Below are 23,060 nucleotides of genomic sequence, written 5' to 3' on the forward strand. Positions count from 1 at the left end.
CATTCTTATTATAGACGACGACAGAGTTTCCCAATTCGCATTAAGATATACATTACACAACAATGTGATATTAACTGAAAGGTATTGGTCTGCGACGGAGCCCAAAAGGGTTTAGATATGTTTTCCATCATGCTTAAGACAGGGAAAGATTTCCTCGACCTTATATTCCTCGATTTGGACATGCCAGGCATAGACGGTTGGGAATTTCTCAATGAGCTAAAGATTGGTAACCCATCTATTGCAAAAACGGAAATTTATATGCTACCCGCCTTTTCAAGTTCGTAGGACAGGGATAGGGCCAAGGAGCATTCAATGATAAAAGGGTATTTTGGCAAACCATTTTCCATAAGTATTGTAGCTAAAATTTTTCATTCAAAAAAGTAGTAGCGAATCACTATTTGGACCTGTACTTTTGAAAATTAAATTATAGTATAAACTGTCATTAGATATACGAATATATAATCTGTTTCAATATTTAGTTACTCAATATAGTTTGGTGATTAACACTTTTACCCAGACTTAACTATGTTCATAATTATACTTTTTAAAAAATGAAATTCCGAAGGCTTTATAAAAAACTCTTGAATAGATTTTGAGTAAGCGTCAACTTGAGCTTCTTGTTCAGCACTTGCCCTAATTATTATATTTCATCTTTAAAAATAGCATTTTCGTAGATGTCATTCGCATGAACACAGGAGCTGCCTCAAGCTATAGTGTCGGATGGAAGTCTAAATACCCTGGATAATCTTTAAACATTATAAAGAGCGTCCGCCAATTCGGTTTTTTTGTGTCGGCTCAATGGTACCTGTGTTCCAGCAACCTGAACAATTTTACTGTTGAATTTTTCAATTTTTTCCAAATTCACGATATAGGATTTGTGTATCCTTAGGAATTTATCCTCCGGCAACTGTTTTTCAAACGATTTCATGGTAGAAAGAATAACGATATTGCCTTCATTCGTAACCAATTTAATATAATCGCCAAGAGCCTCGATCCATTTTATGTCGTTTAGAACAACTTTGCGCTTTTTTAAGTTGCTTTTTACGAAGATATACTCCTCATCCTCGTTCACCTTATGAATCTGCTCATATTTGGCCACGGCTCTTTTCACGGAGGCATCAAAACGGGCCAAGGATATGGGTTTGTAGAGGTAATCGGTTATGTCGTAATCAAAAGCCTTAAGGGCATAATCGGGATTGCCTGTAATCAAAATCACCTGTGGTGGGTTGTCCAAGGATTCCAAAAGATCGAAACCATTGATGATCGGCATTTCTACATCTAGGAAAATAAGGTCGATGTCATTATTTTTGATACCGCTTTTTGCTTCAATGGCATTGCTGTACTCGGCTACCATTGCCAGGTTTGGATGATGGTTCACTAATCTTGCAACGGCGATTCGTTGCATAGAGGAATCGTCTACAATTATACATCTTAATTTCATGATAGGTATATTCGGGGTTTAAATCACGGACAATTTACTTAAATAGCAATATCGGCCTCCAAAAATGATGTGAACGGTACCTTACATGTTGCGTAGAAGCAGATAATGACAGTTTAAGAATTTGGTCAAGTTCTTTTTATTTTAAATGACACTGTCCATAACATAAATCTGTGACTATTCTTCAATTGCAATCCAAAACTCTCATTGGAGAGGTCACTTGTTAAGTACATATTGATTTCTTTGAATATGCTTTTTCCATGTTGACCATTTTTATTATTAGATTTTAAAAATCTTGAACATTTATGCTATTCTATTTGAAAAATAGTAGAATGGAACTCCAATTTTCAAAACCGTCGGTATCTAGAAATAAACTATTATCAAGTTCTTACCATGAATTTGGTATCTGTCTCAATGGAAAGTGTGGAAGAGCGGGGAAGGAAATTGTCGAGACTGGTACTTCCTGGATAATTCGGTTCGTTTTGTGCCACATTTCAATACCAAGTCTCTGGGCACTTTGAAAAATCAAGTAACAATTTCACCGAACTAAGTATTTAAGGGTTGCTGAAAATGTATGATTAAAGGACGGGATAAAGAATAAAAAGAACAAAGTTCCGTTAGATGCACCTCATTTATGAAGCTTTCTTGTTACAGCGAGAATATCGACCTTTTGAACGTTTACCAGTTAGAATCTAAAATTAAGTGACAAATCTTTCTCATATTTACAACTATTAAATTTCTCAAAAATGGAATTGAAAGTTTGCATTATAGATGACGACTTAGTGTCGCAATTCGCGTCAAGATATTGCATAGAACAATCAATTTCTAATTGCAGGACTATAGTTTGTGATACTGCGGAAGAAGTTTTGAACATGTTTGCCCATCCTGTTAATAATGAAGAGGATGTGCCGGATTTAATATTCCTCGATTTAGTCATGAACGGCATGGACGGTTGGGAATTTCTAGATAAGATAAAGATTGGTAGCAATGTTTTACAAAAAACGGAAATCTATATTCTATCCGCCTTTTCAAATTCGAAAGACCGGACCAGGGCTAAGGAGCATCCCATGATAAAAGGACATTTTGACAAACCACTTTCTAGAAGCATTGTTGACAAGATTCTTCAGTCAAAAAAGTAATAAACGAATCGTTTTTTGGAACTTTACATTTGAGAATTGCAGGAGAGTTATGCTTTTGCATTGCATTGTTTTTTCAAATCAATTCATTCAAAGTTTATTATAATTACATAGGCTTCCATAAAATTCACAAAGTGTAGATAGACATTCGTTTAAGTGCCATAATACTAGATGAATTTTTTTTTTTTTGGCTTTAAAGCGTATTTATTAACATCTTGTAGAAAAAGAAAGTATAAGGTAAATTACTGCGATATCTTTGCATCCAAACCCCTAAACAATTGGTATGGAAACAATTTTACTTTTTAAAGAAATATATCTTAATGGATTTAAGCAGCTGGGAAGTTGGCTGGTAAAAAGCTATTTCAAAGCTTTTGCATGGTTCAGTTTTGCCATGTTCCTAGTAGTCCTATATGCCTTTGGGTTCAGATTATTTACTGGATTCACTTTTTAAAGGATTTAAAAGAATTAAGAATCAGAAGATTTGATCCTTCCGTCGTTTTTCGGAAGGATTTTTCATAAAAACTAAAAACATATTTTAAAGGTAGAACCTATATTCTCTTTACTTTCAATAGTTATAGTTGCATCTAGAGCCTCTAATTGGGACTTAACTAAAAAAAGACCAATACCTTTACCTGAAATATTTCTATGAAATCTTTTATAAAGCCTAAATACATTCTCACCATGTCTATTTAGATTGATTCCTATGCCATTGTCCTTTATCACGAGCACTTTTTTATCATTTTCAAAAAAAGTTTCAAAATGGATATAGGATGATACCCCATCCCGCCGATATTCTATGGCGTTGGATATAAGGTTATGTAGTATGCTCTTTAAGTAAAATCTTGAGAAGAGTACCTGCTGCCAAGCTAATAAATTGAGCGATATTTTAAAATCATTTGAATCTAATAGCGTTTTGGAGAAATCCTTTTTAACCTCATTTATCAAAGTTAAAATATCAACTTCCTCGACCTGAACCTTTCTATCATCTATAATGGATACATACTCACCTATATCATTGGTGAGTTCTGTAATACTTTCGGCAATTTGACTTAGTTTTGGAAGAAGTTCATGTATTTTCTTTTGGGGGTCCTGTTCTTTGTTTATCATTGATACAATCAATGACATGCTTGTTACCGGAGCTTTAAGGTTATGCGAAACCAAATAATTAAATTCACTTAATTGCTTGTTTCTGATCATTAATCGACTATTTATATTGGAAATTTGCTCGTTGTTTTTGTCTAATTGATTTCTTTTTATGTAAAGCAGCTCATTCTTTGTTTCCAATTCATTGACATACTTTTCTCTTTGTCGTCTGCTATTTACAAAAAAGTAAGCTATGGTCAATAGCATGGTAATAGTTATAAAATTGAAAATACCGATACCAAAATAAAGTAACTTTAAATTGGCGTGTAAAAATTTTGGAGGTAATTCTTGAACAACTTTCCAATTGTAAGGAGCAACTACTTCCAATGGTGTGTCAGAACCAAAATCCAACACCTTATTCAAACTTAACGTCTGAACAGACCATATATGATCATTGCTCAAAAAGGTGGTATCCTTTTTAAATAACTGGCCGGAAAGACCATATTTTTGGTTCAGAGGAACTACTGTATCCGATATTTCAAATGGAATTTGGTTAATATAGGTATTGGAGGTAATTATATTCAGGTTATCATCCAGTAGATAGAAATTATTATCAACTATGTTGGTTCTTAGTTGGTTAAGAATTCGATCCATTTTATAATTGATGACCACAACACCTATCTTTTTTTTATTGCCATCAAAGATGGGTTGCACTGCCCGAATAACAGGTTTATATGGCTTTTCAATTTTACCATTTTCCCTGTTCAAATTAATTTGAGATAGGTAAAGTTGCCCGTATTTAAGGCCAATCCCCTCTTTAAAATAAGTGCGGCTACTTTTGTCCTGCAAGTCACCAAATTCTAAAGAATCGATTCCTTTCCGCTGCACACGAAAAAATTCTTTACCATTTAAGTCAAGAAATCGAAACTGATCGTATTGGGTAATTCCCTTAATAATTTCAAGGTATGGTTCCATGAAGGCCCTATGGGTATTCAACGGGTCAAAGTCTTTAGGAAACTTCAGTTTTGACCAATAGTTGGCATTTTGTATGGGTGCCTGAAAAAGATCTATAAAAGATTCTCTCTTCATAATTGTTTCACGCTCTTGTAACAACGATAAATTTTTTATTTGTACGTTTTTTTGATAGATGAATAGGCCCAAGGATAATATAAAAAGTGGAAAATAAAGTATTGCGAAAATTTTAAATACCTTTTTCCACATAAAATCAACCTATTAATTTTTTTCGCTTATTGTACAAATAACACATTGGATTGTAGGATTGTAAGTACACCAATATAGGAAATATTCAGATTGCCAGATAGATTTTCACTAATAAACTTAATCCAAATAAATTATGGATTGAACCGAAAGTTTAGAATCCAATACGGCTATATAGTTTGAAATCCTGCCTTTAAAGATCAATTCCGCGCTCAATCTTTTATAAGATAAAACTCCTTCCATTTAGAATGTTGCACATTTCTAATTATTGTAATTGATATTGGCTGTCAACGGTCAACTTTTTTCACACATATTCAGTTTTTCACTTCGTAAAAGGTATCAAATAAGTAGTTCGACGATTTTTAAACACCTTTAATCGATAATCTTACCTACTTAAACACTAGTCGCTAGATGGAGTTTCATGCAATCTTGAACTTTGGTTAATAGCAGATTCAGATTACACCTATAATTCAACTACTAATGAAGAATGGTTAGATCAATCTACCAATAATTTGGTATTCAATGCCAATCTGGTAGAAGGTCCAAATTTGGATTTGCCCCCACATTTTTGGTAAATTATTATGCCCAGTTTTTTATCAATTTCATTTTCGGCAAAGGCGATACCACTGTTCATTTGCTTTCAGAATTTTATAAATTTTTTCAGGTTCAGTAGCAGCAGGTTCAACATGAGTTATCGTCCAATCCGGAAAGCAGGCCTCAATTTCTTTCCGGCTTGCACCTCCTGGAAGAGGTCCTCTCCATTTCGGATCCCATACAAGAAGCAGAATTGTTGCATCCTGACCAGCAATATTATTAACTGCATTACCCATAGCTTTTTTTTGTTCACTAGTCAAACCATGGAAAGTGCCAGTGTCTAGAATTAACTTAAAGTCTTTTCCAATGTTGTGAAGCTCGGTTACATCATCCTTAACAAGTTTGACCGCTACATTTTCTTTTTCTATCCGTTCTTGAGCTCGTTGCAATGCTTTGTCAACAATGTCAACACCTGTAACATCCCATCCTCGTTTAGCCAAATTAATTCCCCACACACCGTTACCACAACCAATATCAAGGGCTTTACCAAAAGGTGTAGTTTTGCCACTTTCTTCCCGCTCAAACATTTCTGTAATTTTCTTCACGAATGGACCGTGTCGTTCAGCATCCTCCCATGGGTGAAAGCCTATTGAATACGCAAATTTGTAATTCATGACTTTTTTGTTTTAGTTATTATTATATTCTTGTCTTTACTATAGATACTTAAATTTTTTTAATGTACCATAATGCCCGGGCTATGTGCTGTGCGGGGTCTCGCGCAGCTGACTTTCGGCCTTGAAATGAGCGAAATTTTTTTGTTTCGGTTTTATCTTGTCCCGCGAAAGAGCAAAATCCAAAAGATTTTTCGGTGCCGCTCGCCACGCCCGGACCTTCGGCCCTCAAACCTTAGCCCGCATCGCCCATAGGTCATGCGTGTGACCAGCATGGGCATCTTTATCATATCTAAGATATGGTATTAATCTAGAGGGTGCAAGTCGCTTATGGGCAGGGGTAACCCTTCGACTTTGCTAGGACAGGCCCTTTGAACGATTAGTAAGCTGCAAGCTCGTCTAACGTGAGATGAAAAGACAAAAATAGTGTACTGTAAGAAGGATGAAAGAAACCTTAAAGGCTACCTTGTTCAGTTTGATTTTATAGGTTTCAGTTTTCAGCTACTAAGGTTCAAGTTGAAAGGACGCGATAGTTTTCTTCAGTTGGATTGTAAGATGAGCCGAAAATCAAAGGTTCTTACTACGGGGGAACTCCGTAAACTTGCTTTCCATAACAAGACCCAACGCGGGATACAGGATTTGGCAAATCTGCTGAACCCCAAGATTCGTGGTTGGATTCGGTATTATGGAAAGATAAGCCGCAGGAGCCTGCAACCAGTGTTCTATTACCTGCATAACCGTATGATCAGATGGATATTGAACAAGTACAAAAGCTTCAAAGGAAGCAAGCTAAAAGCCGTAAAATGGCTTAGATTCATTACAAGGTCATATCCAAATCTGTTCTATCATTGGGAATTGGGATACAAACTGGTCTAAATTAATTTAGACTTTAACCGACTGTATAACAGGAGCCCTATGAATCGAGAGGTTCACGTACGGTTCTTTGCGTGGTTTAGGGGTGAAACTCCCCATTACCTAATCGACTGTGACCAGTAATTAATATTATTTTATTCTAGCTGTAGATAATTTAATATCAGCTGTTGCCCAAACAGTGGTTAAACGCTCTTCGATTTCATTTACTTTTTCATTATCATTTAATCTTGTATATGCTGATTTTAATCCGTGTAAAGCCCAACCATTTTTTGGTAAACTTTTTAAATCTTCTTTAAATGTTTGAATTGCATCTTCATATTTTTTAGCTTCTATCTGAACAGCACCTAAATTGTGTCTTACCGAAAAAAACCAATCGGGCGGTTCTTGATAGGTTAATCCATCCTCTATAATTATGGCCTCTTTCAATAGTTTTATACTTTCACTATAATTAGATTTACTGGATAAAATTTCGGCTTTCAACACTTTTGAAGCAATCTGTAGAAGTTCGTATACTGAATTTACTTCCCATATTCTAACTTCTTTAAGACTTTGGTCATTAGCATGCTTTTCTAAATAGTTTAGTTCTTTTTCTGCATTTATAATGTCATTTTTTCCGAGAAAAGCCATTCCACGAGCATAGTTTCTCACTGCTTCGGGATATTTCAATGATGTATCTTCATTCTTCATTTTAAGAATATCATCCCATTTCCCAAATTTTATATTCACGTAGTAAGGAATTGTATAGAAATGCTGAATCGTTCCCCAGCCCGGTTCTTTCATTAGTTGCTTGTTAGCACCTGCTGAAACTTTATTAGCCGCCTTTATTGCCCATTTACTGTTGCCTTCCAATGTAGCTGTAGCAGCCAGAAAATGATAATTATGAGGAACCAATGTTAATGGATAGGCACCCTGTGCGTAACAGCCAGTTATGTAAGAGCTATCCACTTTAATAGCTCTTATGTTTGATAAGCTTCCTTTATGATAGTCTCCTGTTCGGATATAAATATGAGAAGGCATATGCACCAAATGGCCAGCACCAGGTACTAATCCTTCATCAAATAATTGTGCACTATATAGTCCTTTTTCAGGTTCAAATGAAGCTTCAACTACGTGTATATTCAAATGGTGTGCTCCTAAATGTTTAGGGTTAATATTTAATGCATTGTTAAGTATAGAAATGATCTCTGGTGTCCACTCTTTTGCATTACCTTCTTTGTCCCATAAATCCCAAGGATGTAAATCCATTAATGATTCGGCATATAAAACGGTTATATCTGCATTTTCCGGAAAATTTCGTACAACAGTTTTCATGGCATTTGCATATGCTATATCCAACAGACTTCTATCTCCAGTTACTTCTTTTTCATAGCGTTTTGAAAGAGCGTTGATAAGTGCTTTTTCTATTGGTGTGACATTTGTAGATAAATCTATTGCTTTTTGTACTGCTTTAAATGCCCGTTCATAGTTATCCTCCTCCATACCAGCATTATAATTGGGGCCTAAAACATAGGCGAAGCCCCAATATGCCATAGCACAATTTGGGTCCAATTTAGTGGCATAATAGAAAGAACGAGCCGCCTCAGCATGATTAAACCCATATGCTAAGACAAGTCCTTGATTAAAGTATTGTTGTACCAACTTGTTTTCTGTAGTAATCGGAAAATTGAGAACATCGAGACCTTCAATTATAGGTGCTTTATTGTCAGAATTATACCATGAGGCATCAGTTATAATTGGTGCACATCCTATAAATGGACGTTGAGAGATATCATTCGACTTTGATTCTTTGTTTTTACAACCAATTATTAGAATTAAGATAATAATTAGATAGAGATTTTTTATTTTCATATCGATTGGTTTTTATTGGTCACAACGGTTTGCAGCTACCCGAAGGGCGGGACTTTTACCACAAAACTGCCTTTGAAACACGAAACCCCGCCTTTTGGGTAGGTGCTGTGTGTGCCCAGTTAATTTGCTCACTAATTAAGCGTTCCCTTCCGTTAAATTGCTCTTGAATATTTTTAGACCCATTACCACACACCAAATAAATATTGTTGACAACAGCATTCGTTGCCAAATTCCTATTAGATAATTGGATTCAATTGCGTTTATTAATCCTGCCATAAATCCGAAGCATAACAAACTTGTTATTATTGAATAGACCCACAATCTTTTCAATACTGAATGTTTTCGAAACGAGATTCCAAGAAGTAATATTCCTGTAATGACTGATAAAAATATTGGTCCGGATATTTGATCATGTATCGTGTTTTCTAATGAACCCTCCCGGGGACATCCAATGTCACACGAAAAGAACCCGACCACTACCATACCAATACCGAATATGGTTACCAAAACTGATCCTATTCTTGAAGTTAGACTGTTTGAAAGGAGCATTATGAGTGATATACCAAAAGACGCAATCATCAATCCAGAAGGTATGAATCCCATATAATTCATAAAATCAGCATTTGGAGATCCTGTTGCGCCCAGATCACTCATGAATTGAGAAACATGGCTATAGTTCGGACGAAGACCAGCACTGATTAATACAACAGTCGTATATAATAAAGGTCCTAGCACTCCACCTAAACTCAAAATTTTCAGATTGTTATTTTTCATTTTTCACAATTTTATATGGCATTAGTATATTTCATTAATCAGGCAGCTAGCTCCTTTGTCCAGTTATTTGTCAACTTTCATTTCATTTGCGACTAAGGCAATACCATTGTTCATTTGCTTTTAGAATTTTATAAATTGCTTCAGGTTTATCAGCAGCGGCTTCCACATGAGTTATCGTCCAATCCGGAAAGCAGGCCTCAATTTCTTTCCGGCTTGCACCTCCTGGAAGAGGTCCTCTCCATTTCGGATCCCATACAAGAAGCAGAATTGTTGCATCCTGACCAGCAATATTATTAACTGCATTACCCATAGCTTTTTTTTGTTCACTAGTCAAACCATGGAAAGTGCCAGTGTCTAGAATTAACTTAAAGTCTTTTCCAATGTTGTGAAGCTCGGTTACATCATCCTTAACAAGTTTGACCGCTACATTTTCTTTTTCTATCCGTTCTTGAGCTCGTTGCAATGCTTTGTCAACAATGTCAACACCTGTAACATCCCATCCTCGTTTAGCCAAATTAATTCCCCACACACCGTTACCACAACCAATATCAAGGGCTTTACCAAAAGGTGTAGTTTTGCCACTTTCTTCCCGCTCAAACATTTCTGTAATTTTCTTCACGAATGGACCGTGTCGTTCAGCATCCTCCCATGGGTGAAAGCCTATTGAATAAGCAAATTTGTAATTCATGATTTCTCTGTTTTAATTACTATTATTTTCTGGTCACTGTCAAATATACTTAAGGTGTTTTAATTGGGCATAACGTTTGGTATAAGATTAGTTGCGTGTTTTAAGCAATTAATTTTATACGGTGTGTGTGCCCAGCATGGGCATCTTTTTAACTACAGAAATGTAGTTAATTAATTTCGAGGGTGCAAGTCCCTTATGGGCAGGGGTAACGCCCTGAACCATTAGTAAGCTGCAAGGTTGCTGACCGTGAGGTGCCTGGTATAGGGAACAAAACAGCTGCGATGTTAGTTGTTTTGACAGACGGATTTGAACGTTTTACAAGCGCAAGTGAGCTTTGTAGTTATGCAGGCTGTTTGCACGGTTACAAATAACAGTCGTTGACGCTTGGCGTGCGCGCAAGATAAATGCCACTAGCCCGTAAACTGCCAAGAGACCCATAAGGGCATTAGCCAGTCGCCAAACTGTTTCATATGAATCGAAGAGCAGCTAAAGAGTCAAAGGCACTAAATCTGCAAACACAACAATACAACTTATTTCGACCATTGACCGAAGCTGAAGAGTCTCTTCCGGCTACCATTCTCCTTTAGCTCTACGCCCAAGTACCGCGACAACACCGCTGAAACCGACAAGTGCCACTGCCAATTGGGCAATTCCTATCAACGTTGAATCAGATAAAGTGCTTTTTTCCATTATGATTACTCTGGCAGAACAGGCACCAAACCATGCTGGGACATAATTATTTTTAGCTTTTCCACATCAGGAGGTCCTCCTGCGTTTACAATTTCTGCACACTCTTTAAAGAAGTTTGGACCAAGAAGTGCTGGAGTAATTATGGCCAAAGCCCTAGAATTCTCTTGCGTTAGATTATTAAACCCGTGCACAGTACTGCGAGGAATAAAGCAGGATTCACCACGGGCAATGTCGATAGGTTTGCCCTCAACAGTAAAAGTGATAATCCCCTCCAATCCGTAAATAGTTTCATCATAATGTTCATGATAATGAGGAAGGGGAACTTTGGCTCCTGCCGGAACGCCAAATTCAAACATGGATACGGAACCGTTTGTATCAGCGCTTTCCAGTAAAAAGTCAATGGTTACTTGTCCTACTGTGATTGTGTCATTTTTCATGATATTTTTCTTTAGTTGTTTAGAGTGAAATGTACCGGCACTAACCATTTAACGGTAAAGGTGATGACGCCTTCTAATGAGTAAATAGTTTCTTTATAGTGTTTACGATAATGAGTAAGAGGTAAATGAGTTTTGGGATCACTGGCACCAAACCATGCCGAGTCATTACCATTTTGAGCTGTTTGATATCAGGAGGTCCGCCAGCGTTTACGATTTCTGCACACTCTTTGAAGAAATTGGGTCCTATAAGAGCGGGTGAAATTACAGCCAAAGCCTTAGCATTTTCTTGAGTACGATTTTTAAACCCATGCACTGCACCCCGAGGAATAAAGCAAGATTCTCCTGGGGCAATGTCGATGGGTTTGCCCTCAACAGTAAATGTGATTACTCCTTCCAACCCGTAAATCGTTTCATCATAGTGTTCATGATAATGAGGAGGAGGCACTCTGGCTCCAGTAGGTACGCTAAATTCAAACATGGCTACTGATCCATTTGTGTCAGATGCTTCCAACAAGAAATCAATTGTGGTTTGTCCAATTCTAATTGTATTGTTTTCCATGATTGCTGGTTTCTTTAGTTGATTAGGTTGCAAGATACCGGCAAGAAATGGTCAGACCCTTGATTTGAATCAAGAAATTACTTTGAACCTATTTTTTTTCGAATGCGGCTCAATGTTTCTGGTGTCATCCCGAGGTATGATGCAATTTGAAACAAAGGTAAACGCTGGAGCAGGTGTGATTCTTCGTTAAGAAAGCGCGTATATTTTTCTTCAGGAGTTTCAACTGTAGCTTCTCCTAATCGCTTTTTTAGCATGTAATTTGTTTCCTGCTGTGCCTTTATAAAATACATGGTAAAAGGGGGAATATGAGTCACCGCATATATCCAGTTCTTTTGATTTATGGCTAATAGTTGACTGTCCTCAAGGGCTTGGATGTTTAACTCTGTTGGCGAATTATTTAAAAAGCTTACCAACTCACTACACCAGCCACATTCTACTTTGAAATAGATATTCCTCTCTTCGCCATTACTGTTAATAAGGTATTGTCGCAAACATCCTTCCTCTATGAAATACACTTTCCTCGAGATGTCTCCTGCTTTTAACAGGTGTTCTCCCTTCTTTACCTGAATCCTCTCAAGCAAAGGAATTGCCTTCAAAAAATCTTTGTCAGGGAATGTAACTATGCGTCTTAATTCGTTTAAGAGTAAAGAGTAGGTCATGATTTAATGGCTGCTAACGGTCTCGTATAACCGTCAATTACGGGATTTAAGTTAGTGTTTTTCGGTTAACAACTGGCCTTAGTAATTCCGAGTGGATTCGGACGTAATCGAATCCACCGTAATTGCGGTTAAACATTGTTGCAAGTAGTTGCTTTTTTTATTGTACGGATTTTACAAACTACCTTAATCTTTTTTTATAGTAGGCACTGCATCAAAAGGGTCCACCATAGCGACAAATAAAACACAAGAGCCATTATCTAGGCATTTTGCTTTATGTGGCTTTCCTGCAGGGCCATAAGCATAAGAGCCAGCTTTTAATACCACAGGATTTTCCCCTTCGTATTCAACCTCCAAATCTCCTGAAATTAAAATCATTCGTTCTGGTGAATTATGTGTATGATTTACAACTTCGGTATTAGCTTCAATTTTAAAGAAAAAATCCAAATTAGGTTTAGATATATCGCCATGAAGTATTGTAAAGGAACAACCCGGAAAGAAATCTGGGGCAGGTAACCAGTTCAAATCTTTATTATCAATGGTTGTAGCAAAAGAAGTTTCTGTGTCAGAAAGGTCATTACTCTGCGCATTCAAGCCGATTGTTAAAAAAACAAAGGCGAACGTAATCATGTTTTTTTTGTACTGTTTAATTTTAGTGGTTTTCATAGTGTTGATTTATAAGGATATAAATTAAGTTAATCATTTAAAATATTAATCTGTTTATTGTGGGTCACAATTACTAGCAACGGTTGGTGTATGGTTTAGTTGCGAGTCTCGCGCAACTAATTTAGTAAAAGGAAACCATACTTTAGGGAAATCCGCAGGATTTTCCGAGTACAAACAGACCCAAGCAATTAATTATACACGTCTTAAGGAAAATAGGCGTACTGGGCAAAGCCGGTGCACATAAGGTCATGCTCATGGCGGCAATCGCTTTCAATCTAAAAAAGTACCTTAAGAAAGGGGGAAGGAAACCCTCCCTTGTCACTTTCAAGACGATCAAGGATGCCTTCCAAAGCTATCTGACCATTTTTTACCAGCAGATCCAATCAAAACCAGTTCTCCTAAAGGCTCCATAAACAGCCTGCTTAAGTCGATCCCCTGCACGTAAACCACTTCTGCAACTATGATCGTGTTAAGAAAGTGGTACATCTAAATGAGAAATATTACCCGGCAAAAATCCTAAGTTATTTACACCAACCCAAACTCTTCCACCAACCTCCATACCATAGTATTTATTTCGCCAAGTCTTTTTAAATCCTTTTCCTTTGGGGTTAAGGGGTTATTGTTGTGTTGGTATTGCCCTAAATTTAAAGAACATGTCCGCCAAATTACCTCCTACTTCCAGGTCATAGGATTCCAGTAACCGGCTGCAACTTATTTTAAAGCCTTTTGCGGTAAGTAAAGTGGTTTTGTCGCCCTATCTACAATATTCCGATTTATCTGGAAATAAAACCAAGGTATGGCGCTTTAGAGAGTGTCATATCTTTTCTATAAGTCCGGCTTTGGATCCAGTAGCCATCAGGAAAAAATAAAAAATAAATTTAATAACAATGGAAGCGATTTTAAGTATCTAGTTTGCTATGCGCACTTTTATCCGGTGCAAATGCTTCTCTTCGATTGACTCATCCAAACAGGTTTTACGCATAATCCCACCGATAAACTAAGGTTAAAAACCAATCTATCAGAAAAATGAGAGCCAAACAATTAGTGATAGGTCTTTTTGAAGTGAAGGCAATATTTTAAAAGTAAACTTTAAAATGTTGTACCTATGTTGTACCTAACAAAAAATCCAGGAGCTTAAACTCCTGGATTACTTGATTTTACTGGTAGCGAGAGGGGGGCACGATCCCCCGACCTCCGGGTTATGAATCCGACGCTCTAACCAACTGAGCTACCTCGCCGTGCCGTTTTAAACGGGTGCAAATATAAAGTTAATTTTTGGTCCTTTCCAAATTAGATCGCTAAAAATATTATCTCGGTTTTATTTTTTAATCATTTATAAATATATATATTGCCCGCCATAAACACTATTCAGAATGAGCGATAAAATAAAATATGAAGTTGAATTTGTAATTCAGTCTTCACCGCAACTACTATATCAATATATATCAACCCCCTCTGGACTTTCGGAATGGTTCGCCGATAACGTAAACTCCAGAGGTGAAATGTTCAATTTTATTTGGGACGGCTCCGAAGAGCAAGCAAAATTACTAAAACGCAAAAGCGATGAATTTGTAAAATTTACCTGGGTAGCGGAAGAGGATGATAGTTTTTTTGAGTTGCGCATCATTGTAGACGAGATAACCAAGGATGTATCCCTGTTTATTACAGATTTTGCAGATGAGGATGAAGTGGACGAATCTAAAATGCTATGGGAGAACCAAGTTTCCAGCTTGAAACAAGTTTTGGGTTCCGCCTAAGGCATTAAGGGAATAAAATGTATCTTTGGCCTTGATTTTTCAAGGCTTTTTTTATGGTTAATTTTAACGGAAACTTACTTTCTAACAATACTTTTTACCTTAATCACGAGAATAGGGCACTGCGCTATGGCGATGCCCTTTTTGAGTCGATCAGGGTAGTGAATGGTAAGATTTTCTTTTGGGAAGATCATTACCTTCGGCTTATGGCTTCCATGCGGATTTTAAGAATGGAAATCCCCATGAATTTTACCATGGAATTTCTTGAAGAACAAATATTGGCAGCCGTAAATGCCAATGAGCTCTTGGATCAACCGGCCCGAGTGCGATTTACTGTATTTAGAAATAATGGCGGGTTATATCTCCCCCAAACCAATGACGTATCCTACATCATAGAAACCAGTGTATTGGACGCTGCATTCTATACCCTAAGTAATGAGGCGTACGAAGTAGAGCTGTTTAAGGATTTTTATGTTAACCCGGATATGCTCTCTACATTAAAGACCAACAATAAGGCGATCAATGTGGTAGGTAGCATATATGCAGCCGAAAATGGTTACCAGAACTGTCTGTTGCTCAACAATGAAAAAAAGGTGGTAGAAGCGCTAAATGGCAATCTCTTTTTGGTAAAGGACCAGTTGATAAAAACCCCCTCCTTAAAAGACGGATGTTTAAACGGTATTGTCCGCAAGAAGTTGATCGGAATTTTAGGCTCGTTGGACAATTATAATTTTGAGGAAGCATTTATTTCACCCTTTGAGTTGCAAAAGGCGGACGAATTGTTCATTACCAACGCTATTAAAGGTATACAACCCGTTACGAAATATAGGAAAAAAGAGTACGGTACTAAAGTGGCTACCGATCTTTTGGGCAAGCTGAATGCCGCTGCAAGGCTCAACTAATTGTACTTAATTTAAATTAGGATTTTCCGGGGCATTGGACCAAATAAGGTAATTGCCCCCCAATTCCATCATCTTTTCCTTCCAAAAAGCATTGGAAGACTTTTGTATGATAGCACTTTCATAGACATTATTGACCACTACCCAAGATTTGGAGGTTAATTCTTTATCCAATTGCAGCGAGGACCAGCCGGAATATCCCAAAAAGAAGCGGATGTCATTTTCAGAGATAACCTTATTATTGATCAAATCTACAATAGATCCAAAATCTCCACCCCAATAAATACCATCAGAAATTTCAATACTATTGACTATTAAATCCGGAACCTTATGGATAAAATAAAGATTGTCCTGTTCTACTGGACCACCATTGTACACTTGAAAAGGGATATCTATTTCAGTGACCAGGTCATTAATATTGTAGTCCAAAGGTTTGTTGAGGATAAAACCAACAGATCCCTCCTCGTTATGTTCCGCCAACAAGACTATAGACCTGTTAAAGGAAACATCACCAGATAGGGTAGGCTCGGCAATAAGCAGTTTGCCTTTTTTTGGCTTTTCAGCAACCATATTATTTATTCTTGTTTCTCTAAAATAGAACAAATCCGTTAATCTGAAAAGTGTTTTGTACAAAAAAAGCACTTCCCGTTAGAGAAGTGCTTTCAATGTATAATAAAATTATGATTAGTTTACTGCACCGCTCAAATCAGCTCCTGCCTTAAACTTCACTACATTTTTAGCTGCAATTTGGATAGTCTTCCCAGTAGATGGGTTTCTACCTTCTCTTGCATTTCTTTTAGATACAGACCAAGATCCGAAACCTACTAGAGATACTCTACCACCTTTTTTTAGAGAACCTTCAACGTTACCTAGAAAAGATTCCAATGCCTTTTTAGCTGCTGCTTTAGTAATGCCAGCATCAGCTGCCATTGCATCGATTAATTCTGTTTTGTTCATAATTTCGATAAATTAAGTGTTATTAATTATAATTAAATACTTCAACAAATTTATACGGATTTGCCATTAACGCAAGTAAAATAAGGGGAAATCCGCATTTTTGTTGATAACTTGAAACGTTTGTTGATAAAGTAGGAGGTTTTTTACGTTTCTCCATAGTCCCAATGAACATGGGGGTTTAACCAACATAGGCGTTTTCCGGTAATTTTAATCCATTTAAGACCTCTTTGGTGGCCATTTTTCTTTTACCAGGCAATTGAATTTCCAATAAATTGATGAAGCCCCCCACTACGGCTACCTTTAGTTCTTTTTTGGTGGCAACAACAGTCCCAATTATTAATTGATGTGGTTCCAAATCCACTTTGGCCAAATAAATTTTCAGGAACATTTCTTCTTCCCCATAGTACAAGGTAGTCCAAGCAGTAGGATAGGGGCTAAGTCCTCTAATAAAATTGTAAACTGTAGCGATATCTTGTTTCCAGTCTATTTCACAGGTCTCTTTATGAAGTTTATGTGCTTCCTTTAGAGCTTTGTCTTCTTGCTGCTTGGAAGGCACTATTTCCTTACTTTCAATTTTATTTATGGTTTCCAATACCAGGTCGGCCCCAAGGTACATTAACTTATCATGTAAGGTTCCTGCCGTTTCGGTATCAGAAATGGTGGTTTTCTTTTGAAGTAAAATTTCGCCGGTATCAATTTTATCATCAATAAAGAAGGTGGTTACCCCTGTTTCATGTTCTCCATTTATTATGGCCCAATTGATGGGTGCCGCTCCACGATATTGGGGAAGGAGGGAAGCATGAAGGTTAAAGGTCCCAAGATTGGGCATATCCCATACGGCCTTAGGCAACATTCTAAAAGCCACCACAATCTGCAGATCGGCATTTAAGCCTTCCAATTCCTTAATAAAATCGGGGTCCTTTAAGTTGGTAGGTTGTAAGATATTTAAGTGGTGTTCCTTGGCAAAAGCCTTAACCGCGGATTCGTTCAGTTTTCTTCCCCGGCCAGCAGGTTTGTCGGGGGCAGTAAGGACACCAACAATATTACAGTCACTTTTTATTAGCTTATCCAAAATGGCCACGGCGAAATCCGGGGTGCCCATAAACACTATTCGAGGTTTGTTCATCTTTCGATTATTTCATACTGGTTTATCGTATTCACTTTTATTCTTCTATCTTCCAACAGCCGCTGTATTGCCAAAATAACAGAACTTTCCTTATAGGTCAATAATTTTATCAAGCCTCTGGAATTTTCCTTTTTCACCATTAGAATTTGCAATATGTCCTGTTCTATGATTCTTAATACATCATTACCAATAGGATTTTTCTGAATACAGACATCACATTTTCCACAGTCATCCTGGTTCGTTTCGCCAAAATAATTCAACAATTGCCTATTTCTACACAGGGTATTGTTCTTTATATAACCCAATATACTATCTACATTGTCTTTTTTAACTTGCTGAATTTGCTTTATTTTTTTAGCGAAGATATTGATGGTTCGTTCATCTTCCCTTGGCACCAGAAAGGTAATTTCCAGATCGTTGTGTTGTGCGTGATACTCAATAATTTCATCTTTTTCCAATTTTTTCAACACTGAGATAACTTCCTTTTCGGTGTTATTGGCTTTGCGCGCAATGAGAAGGGGATTTATTTTGGTGTCAAAATCGAAAATTCCGCCATAGGTTCTCAGTATAGTTTGAATGATCGGTGCCGATTTGTGATTTTTATCCAAGTAATCAAATATATGGTGCTTGGACGCTAGCATACGAATAGTTGTCTTCTGGGAGAATGCTTCTGTCAGGGATATAACCGAGTTTTGGTCTAACAACCTTAAACCGTTATAGGTTAATGTGTAATTAAGCTTATAGATGTCGCAAAAAGAATTAAAGGGCAATTGATAGGTTTCACCACTACCTTCCCCAAAGGGTATCTGAAAATAGTTGGCTAGTTTTCGGTATAAAAGTTTTAGAAAATCAACATCGGGTAACACCCCTAAAAATTGCTTGCGTACCTGTGTTTCATCGGTTTGGTTGGTAATAAGAACAGCGTTTGCAGCATTACCGTCCCTGCCGGCCCTGCCCGCCTCTTGAAAATAGTTTTCTATACTATCGGGGATTTGGTAATGTACCACTAGGCCCACATCTGGCTTATCTATTCCCATTCCAAAGGCATTGGTAGCCACCATGATCTTAGCTTTGTTTTCCAGCCACTGATTTAATCTGCTATCCTTATCCTTTTTGGAAATACCACCATGAAAAAAGGTGGATGTATGTCCCTGTTGAGAGAGGAAATAGGCCAATTCCATTGTCATTTTTCTACTCTGAACATACACTATAGCGCTACCATTATTCTGAGCGAATAATTCTTTGAGGCGGTATTTTTTGTCTTCTTCCCAAAGGACGCTAAAAGTAATATTGTTCCGAGAAAAGGAATCTTTGACGACCAAAGGTTGTTCCAAGTTTAAATTTTGGCAAATGTCCTTGACAACTGTTCCAGTTGCCGTGGCCGTTAAGGCAATCATAGGTGCGTTGGGTGCCAATTCCTTTAGAATATGGCATTCTAAATAGGCAGGTCTAAAATCGTTGCCCCATTGTGAAATGCAATGGGCCTCATCTATGGCAATTAGATTTACGTTCATTTGCCTAATGCGCTCTTGGATCAATTCTTGTTGTAGCCTTTCTGGAGATAGGTAAAGGAATTTGTAATTTCCATAGAGGCAATTGTCCAACAGGTTGTTCACTTCGTCAAAGGAAATACCTCCAGTAAGGGCAATCGCCTTTATTCCCAATTTCTTTAGGGTCTCTACTTGGTTCCTGATCAAAGCTATTAAAGGGGATACCACAATACAAAGACCATCACGGGCCAATGCCGGTATTTGATAGCATAAAGATTTACCACCTCCTGTGGGAAGCAAGGCCATAACGTCCTGCCCATCCAAAACGGCGTTTATAATCTTTTCCTGTGAATTTTTAAAATCCGGAAAGCCCCAAAATTGCTGTAATATATCCTTAGGGTGCTGCTGCACTATAGATTTTTTATTTTATTAAGTATAAAGGTAACCCTTCCTTCTACGGTTTCTTTGGGAACATTTATAATTTTGTAGCCATATGTGGTGTATGCTTTTTCCAAATAAGTATGGATACGAACGGCTTCATCATAATTTTCATAACGTTCATTATCGGACTGGTGTATTTCCTTCCAAGGGGGAAGTAAAAATACATGGTCGTACCTATAGTTTTTACAGCTATCTACAAAATGGTTGCCGTAAGCTTGTCCAAAACAATCCATATAGGCTACAACGTCAGGAATGCCACGATCAAAGAATACCATTGGATGATTAACATCTTCGGCGGCTTTGAACTGATTTATTCTACCGGCAATTATTCGTTCACTAAACAACAATGGGTCCGAAATAAATAACTGGGGAATTCCTTCTTTCCTTGCTTGCAGTGTAATTTCCCGCGATATCTCATTGAAACAAAAAAAGCCTTCCTTTTCAATCATTTCTATGATGGAAGTCTTTCCAGTACTGGGCCCACCCGTGATAACTATTTTTTCGATATTCAAATAATGTCCTTTTAGGTTGTGCAAAAACTTGCATAAAATGGTTTTGCAAAGTAATGAAATACCCCTAAGATTAAAAAATTGCCAATGATACTTTATATATTTGCAAAAACATTGGCATGAATCAAGATAAATCAGATGATTTTTATAACAGATTGAAGGAACAATTGGCGGAAACCAGTAAATGGCCGTCCAATTATTTGTACAAGTTTATTGTGCCTACCGATACGGAAAAAATAAAACAGATTCAAGATATTTTTGATAATACCGGAGCGGTTATCGAATCGAAACAATCTAAAAACGCTAAATACACTAGCTTATCCATTACTGTGAACCTTAAAAATCCAGATGCAGTAATTGGCAAATACAAGGAAGTAGGGGAGATAAAAGGGGTTATATCACTCTAAAATAGTATTTCTTGCATAATTTTGTTAATTTGCAGACGTTATAAGAATACTTCCTTATCATAAATCAATAGCAATAAATATTTCAAATTGAATTTAGTAGAAAACTTAGAATACAATACTGAGCGATCAAAGCTCATTATACCCGAGTATGGCCGTCATTTCCAGAAAATGGTGGATCATGCCATTTCCATAGAGGACGATGCGGAACGAAACCGTGTGGCACAAGCCATAATAAGTGTTATGGGTAATATTCAGCCACATTTAAGGGACGTTCCCGACTTTCAACATAAATTATGGGACCAATTGTTTATCATGTCCGATTTTAAATTGAACGTGGAATCTCCATTTCCAATTACCTCTCAGGAAACTTTGCAAAAGCGTCCTGAACCTTTGGAATATCCCCAAAATTTTCCAAAATATAGGTTTTACGGTAACAACATTAAACGTATGATCGATGTGGCCGTAAAATGGGAAAAGGGCGATATGCGCGATGGATTGGAATATGCCATTGCCAATCATATGAAAAAGTGTTACCTAAATTGGAACAAGGATACGGTGGATGACAAGGCTATATTTAAACACCTTTTCGAGTTGAGCGATGGTCAAATAGACCTAGCCAAGGAGGGTGAAAACTTGACTGAAAGTGGACAATTCCTTAAGAACCGTGTTGCTAAAACACCAAGGACCAATACTGGTAAAAAAACGCAAAGAAATCAAAACCGCGGTAAAAAACGGTACTAATCTTCTCACACTTTAATGGGAACATTTAAAATAGAAGGTGGTCATCAATTACATGGTGAAATTACACCGCAAGGGGCAAAGAATGAAGCATTACAAATACTCTGTGCCGTACTACTTACTTCAGAAAAAGTGTCTATTAGCAATATCCCTGATATTGTAGACGTAAACAAACTAATATCCTTGTTGGAGGATTTGGGTGTAAAAATTCAAAAGAAAGGTCAGGGGTCATATACTTTTATGGCCGATGATATTAATTTGGATTACCTACAATCGGCCCAATTTAAGGAGGATGGTAGAGGCTTGCGAGGTTCTATTATGCTTGTGGGGCCTTTATTGGCACGTTTTGGCAAAGGGTATATACCCAAGCCGGGTGGCGATAAAATTGGGCGTAGACGTTTGGATACCCACTTTGAAGGTTTTATAAAATTGGGGGCCAAGTTTAGATACAATAAAGAAGAACACTTTTATGGTGTGGAAGCCAAAAAGCTCAAGGGCACCTATATGCTTTTGGATGAAGCTTCTGTTACCGGAACGGCCAACATTGTTATGGCGGCGGTCTTGGCGGAAGGTAAGACTACCATTTACAATGCTGCTTGTGAACCCTATTTACAGCAATTATGTAAGATGCTGAATAGAATGGGGGCCAAAATCACAGGTATAGGTTCCAATTTATTGGAGATTAATGGTGTTGATAGTCTTGGTGGCACGGATCACAGAATGTTACCGGACATGATAGAGATTGGCAGCTGGATCGGATTGGCCGCTATGACCAGAAGTCATTTAACAATTAAAGATGTTAGTTGGGACGATTTGGGTCAGATTCCTACAGTGTTCCGAAAGCTGGGAATTCAATTGGAGCGCAAGGGAGACGATATCGTTATTCCAGAACATAAGGATGGATATGAGATCCAAAATTATATAGATGGTTCCATTTTAACGGTGGCAGATGCACCGTGGCCTGGTCTTACGCCAGATTTATTAAGTATTATCCTAGTGATGGCTACTCAAGCTAAAGGTGAAGTTCTAATTCATCAAAAGATGTTTGAGAGCCGATTGTTCTTTGTAGATAAATTGATCGATATGGGCGCTAAGATAATCCTTTGTGACCCACATAGAGCAACCGTTATTGGACACAACTTTCAATCCAGTTTAAAGGCCACCACAATGGTGTCCCCAGACATTAGAGCGGGTGTTTCTTTGTTGATAGCAGCTTTGTCTGCCAAAGGCACTTCTACCATCCACAATATAGAACAGATCGATCGGGGTTACGAAAATATTGATACGCGCTTGCGTGCCATCGGAGCCAAGATTACAAGAATTTAACCAAGGTTAAAACCTAATGTCCCGTCCTGAAATAGTGATACACTAAAAACTTAGTGTAATGAAAACATCAGAAAATGTGGGGTATACCAGGCGTACCCAAAAAGATTACTCCATTTCTTTTAAGCTTCAATTAGTTGAAGAA

At 37.4% G+C, this 23,060-nt stretch carries 24 protein-coding genes, 1 tRNA gene and 1 pseudogene; 10 read left to right on the forward strand and 16 right to left on the reverse strand.

Going from position 1 to position 23,060, the window contains the following annotated elements; translation table 11 throughout:
- Nucleotides 1-117: 117 nt before the first annotated feature.
- Nucleotides 118-285, forward strand: coding sequence for a response regulator (locus CWD90_RS16335; protein WP_103477148.1), 168 nt, complete (start codon nt 118-120; stop codon nt 283-285).
- A 463-nt stretch (nt 286-748) separates the two neighbouring features.
- Here CWD90_RS16335 and CWD90_RS16340 read toward each other — a convergent pair whose 3' ends face one another.
- Nucleotides 749-1,441 (reverse strand): LytR/AlgR family response regulator transcription factor, encoded by a 693-nt coding sequence (locus tag CWD90_RS16340; RefSeq protein ID WP_103477149.1) that lies wholly within the window; start codon nt 1,439-1,441, stop codon nt 749-751.
- A gap of 743 nt (nt 1,442-2,184) precedes the next feature.
- Between CWD90_RS16340 and CWD90_RS16345 the strand changes: the two genes are divergently transcribed.
- Both CWD90_RS16345 and CWD90_RS23240 read left to right on the forward strand, forming a co-directional pair.
- The gene (locus tag CWD90_RS16345; RefSeq protein WP_103477150.1) at nt 2,185-2,577 is read left to right on the forward strand and encodes a response regulator; all 393 of its coding nucleotides are present in this window, start codon (nt 2,185-2,187) and stop codon (nt 2,575-2,577) included.
- Between the two features lie 280 nt (nt 2,578-2,857).
- On the forward strand, nt 2,858-3,025 hold the full coding sequence (locus CWD90_RS23240; protein WP_192878038.1) for a DUF6747 family protein: 168 nt from the start codon (nt 2,858-2,860) through the stop codon (nt 3,023-3,025).
- Between the two features lie 71 nt (nt 3,026-3,096).
- Here CWD90_RS23240 and CWD90_RS16350 read toward each other — a convergent pair whose 3' ends face one another.
- Nucleotides 3,097-4,746 (reverse strand): sensor histidine kinase, encoded by a 1,650-nt coding sequence (locus CWD90_RS16350; protein ID WP_157941259.1) that lies wholly within the window; start codon nt 4,744-4,746, stop codon nt 3,097-3,099.
- Nucleotides 4,747-5,477: 731 nt separating this feature from the next.
- Entirely contained in the window at nt 5,478-6,083 is a 606-nt protein-coding gene (locus CWD90_RS16355) for a class I SAM-dependent methyltransferase (protein WP_103477152.1), read from the reverse strand.
- Between the two features lie 423 nt (nt 6,084-6,506).
- Here CWD90_RS16355 and CWD90_RS16360 point away from each other — a divergent pair, with 423 nt between their 5' ends.
- Nucleotides 6,507-6,956 (forward strand): group II intron maturase-specific domain-containing protein, encoded by a 450-nt coding sequence (locus CWD90_RS16360; RefSeq protein WP_239986545.1) that lies wholly within the window; start codon nt 6,507-6,509, stop codon nt 6,954-6,956.
- Between the two features lie 126 nt (nt 6,957-7,082).
- On the opposite strand, the gene CWD90_RS16365 is transcribed toward CWD90_RS16360, so the two are convergent.
- The 3 genes from CWD90_RS16365 to CWD90_RS16375 form a co-directional block, all read right to left on the reverse strand.
- Nucleotides 7,083-8,801: a hypothetical protein gene (locus CWD90_RS16365; protein WP_103477153.1), complete on the reverse strand. Its 1,719-nt coding sequence runs from the start codon at nt 8,799-8,801 to the stop codon at nt 7,083-7,085.
- A 135-nt stretch (nt 8,802-8,936) separates the two neighbouring features.
- Entirely contained in the window at nt 8,937-9,575 is a 639-nt protein-coding gene (locus CWD90_RS16370) for a DUF998 domain-containing protein (protein WP_103477154.1), read from the reverse strand.
- An 82-nt stretch (nt 9,576-9,657) separates the two neighbouring features.
- A complete protein-coding gene (locus CWD90_RS16375) occupies nt 9,658-10,263 on the reverse strand; it encodes a class I SAM-dependent methyltransferase (protein ID WP_103477155.1) in 606 nt (201 codons plus the stop codon).
- Between the two features lie 245 nt (nt 10,264-10,508).
- On the opposite strand from CWD90_RS16375, the pseudogene CWD90_RS16380 reads away from it, so the two are divergent.
- Nucleotides 10,509-10,613: pseudogene (locus CWD90_RS16380) on the forward strand (transposase); the annotation flags it as partial.
- Between the two features lie 345 nt (nt 10,614-10,958).
- Here the strand turns inward: CWD90_RS16380 and CWD90_RS16385 are convergent.
- The 5 genes from CWD90_RS16385 to CWD90_RS16410 all read right to left on the reverse strand — a co-directional run bounded on the left by CWD90_RS16385 (nt 10,959) and on the right by CWD90_RS16410 (nt 14,509).
- Complete coding sequence (locus CWD90_RS16385) at nt 10,959-11,390, reverse strand: cupin domain-containing protein (protein ID WP_103477170.1); 432 nt, start codon at nt 11,388-11,390, stop codon at nt 10,959-10,961.
- 73 nt (nt 11,391-11,463) lie between these two features.
- Entirely contained in the window at nt 11,464-11,949 is a 486-nt protein-coding gene (locus tag CWD90_RS16390) for a cupin domain-containing protein (protein ID WP_103477156.1), read from the reverse strand.
- Nucleotides 11,950-12,026: 77 nt separating this feature from the next.
- Nucleotides 12,027-12,608, reverse strand: a complete 582-nt coding sequence (locus CWD90_RS16395) for a Crp/Fnr family transcriptional regulator (RefSeq protein WP_103477157.1) — start codon at nt 12,606-12,608, stop codon at nt 12,027-12,029.
- 183 nt (nt 12,609-12,791) lie between these two features.
- Nucleotides 12,792-13,271 carry a cupin domain-containing protein gene (locus tag CWD90_RS16400; RefSeq protein ID WP_103477158.1) on the reverse strand — a complete coding sequence of 160 codons (480 nt, stop codon included), beginning with the start codon at nt 13,269-13,271 and terminating at the stop codon, nt 12,792-12,794.
- Between the two features lie 1,161 nt (nt 13,272-14,432).
- Nucleotides 14,433-14,509: transfer RNA gene (locus CWD90_RS16410), tRNA-Met, on the reverse strand.
- Between the two features lie 135 nt (nt 14,510-14,644).
- Between CWD90_RS16410 and CWD90_RS16415 the strand changes: the two genes are divergently transcribed.
- The gene (locus tag CWD90_RS16415; protein ID WP_103477159.1) at nt 14,645-15,028 is read left to right on the forward strand and encodes an START-like domain-containing protein; all 384 of its coding nucleotides are present in this window, start codon (nt 14,645-14,647) and stop codon (nt 15,026-15,028) included.
- A gap of 53 nt (nt 15,029-15,081) precedes the next feature.
- The gene (locus CWD90_RS16420; protein ID WP_103477160.1) at nt 15,082-15,927 is read left to right on the forward strand and encodes an aminotransferase class IV; all 846 of its coding nucleotides are present in this window, start codon (nt 15,082-15,084) and stop codon (nt 15,925-15,927) included.
- A gap of 6 nt (nt 15,928-15,933) precedes the next feature.
- Here CWD90_RS16420 and CWD90_RS16425 read toward each other — a convergent pair whose 3' ends face one another.
- The 5 genes from CWD90_RS16425 to CWD90_RS16445 all read right to left on the reverse strand — a co-directional run bounded on the left by CWD90_RS16425 (nt 15,934) and on the right by CWD90_RS16445 (nt 20,450).
- Nucleotides 15,934-16,494, reverse strand: a complete 561-nt coding sequence (locus CWD90_RS16425; protein WP_103477161.1) for a YqgE/AlgH family protein — start codon at nt 16,492-16,494, stop codon at nt 15,934-15,936.
- Nucleotides 16,495-16,608: 114 nt separating this feature from the next.
- Nucleotides 16,609-16,881, reverse strand: coding sequence for an HU family DNA-binding protein (locus tag CWD90_RS16430; RefSeq protein WP_031443811.1), 273 nt, complete (start codon nt 16,879-16,881; stop codon nt 16,609-16,611).
- Between the two features lie 178 nt (nt 16,882-17,059).
- A complete protein-coding gene (gene fmt, locus CWD90_RS16435; RefSeq protein WP_103477162.1) occupies nt 17,060-18,007 on the reverse strand; it encodes a methionyl-tRNA formyltransferase in 948 nt (315 codons plus the stop codon).
- Nucleotides 18,004-19,908, reverse strand: coding sequence for a RecQ family ATP-dependent DNA helicase (locus tag CWD90_RS16440; RefSeq protein ID WP_103477163.1), 1,905 nt, complete (start codon nt 19,906-19,908; stop codon nt 18,004-18,006). The genes fmt and CWD90_RS16440 overlap by 4 nt, the downstream gene beginning before the upstream one ends.
- A complete protein-coding gene (locus CWD90_RS16445; RefSeq protein WP_103477171.1) occupies nt 19,908-20,450 on the reverse strand; it encodes an AAA family ATPase in 543 nt (180 codons plus the stop codon). The genes CWD90_RS16440 and CWD90_RS16445 overlap by 1 nt, the downstream gene beginning before the upstream one ends.
- 116 nt (nt 20,451-20,566) lie before the next feature.
- Between CWD90_RS16445 and CWD90_RS16450 the strand changes: the two genes are divergently transcribed.
- From CWD90_RS16450 to murA, 3 genes are all read left to right on the forward strand, one after another.
- Nucleotides 20,567-20,854 (forward strand): DUF493 family protein, encoded by a 288-nt coding sequence (locus CWD90_RS16450; protein WP_103477164.1) that lies wholly within the window; start codon nt 20,567-20,569, stop codon nt 20,852-20,854.
- Nucleotides 20,855-20,941: 87 nt separating this feature from the next.
- Nucleotides 20,942-21,595 (forward strand): DUF4290 domain-containing protein, encoded by a 654-nt coding sequence (locus tag CWD90_RS16455; RefSeq protein WP_103477165.1) that lies wholly within the window; start codon nt 20,942-20,944, stop codon nt 21,593-21,595.
- Between the two features lie 15 nt (nt 21,596-21,610).
- Nucleotides 21,611-22,918 (forward strand): UDP-N-acetylglucosamine 1-carboxyvinyltransferase, encoded by a 1,308-nt coding sequence (murA, locus tag CWD90_RS16460; RefSeq protein WP_103477166.1) that lies wholly within the window; start codon nt 21,611-21,613, stop codon nt 22,916-22,918.
- Nucleotides 22,919-23,060 lie beyond the last annotated feature (142 nt).

The organism is Arenibacter catalasegens, assembly GCF_002909235.1.
GTDB lineage: Bacteria > Bacteroidota > Bacteroidia > Flavobacteriales > Flavobacteriaceae > Arenibacter > Arenibacter catalasegens.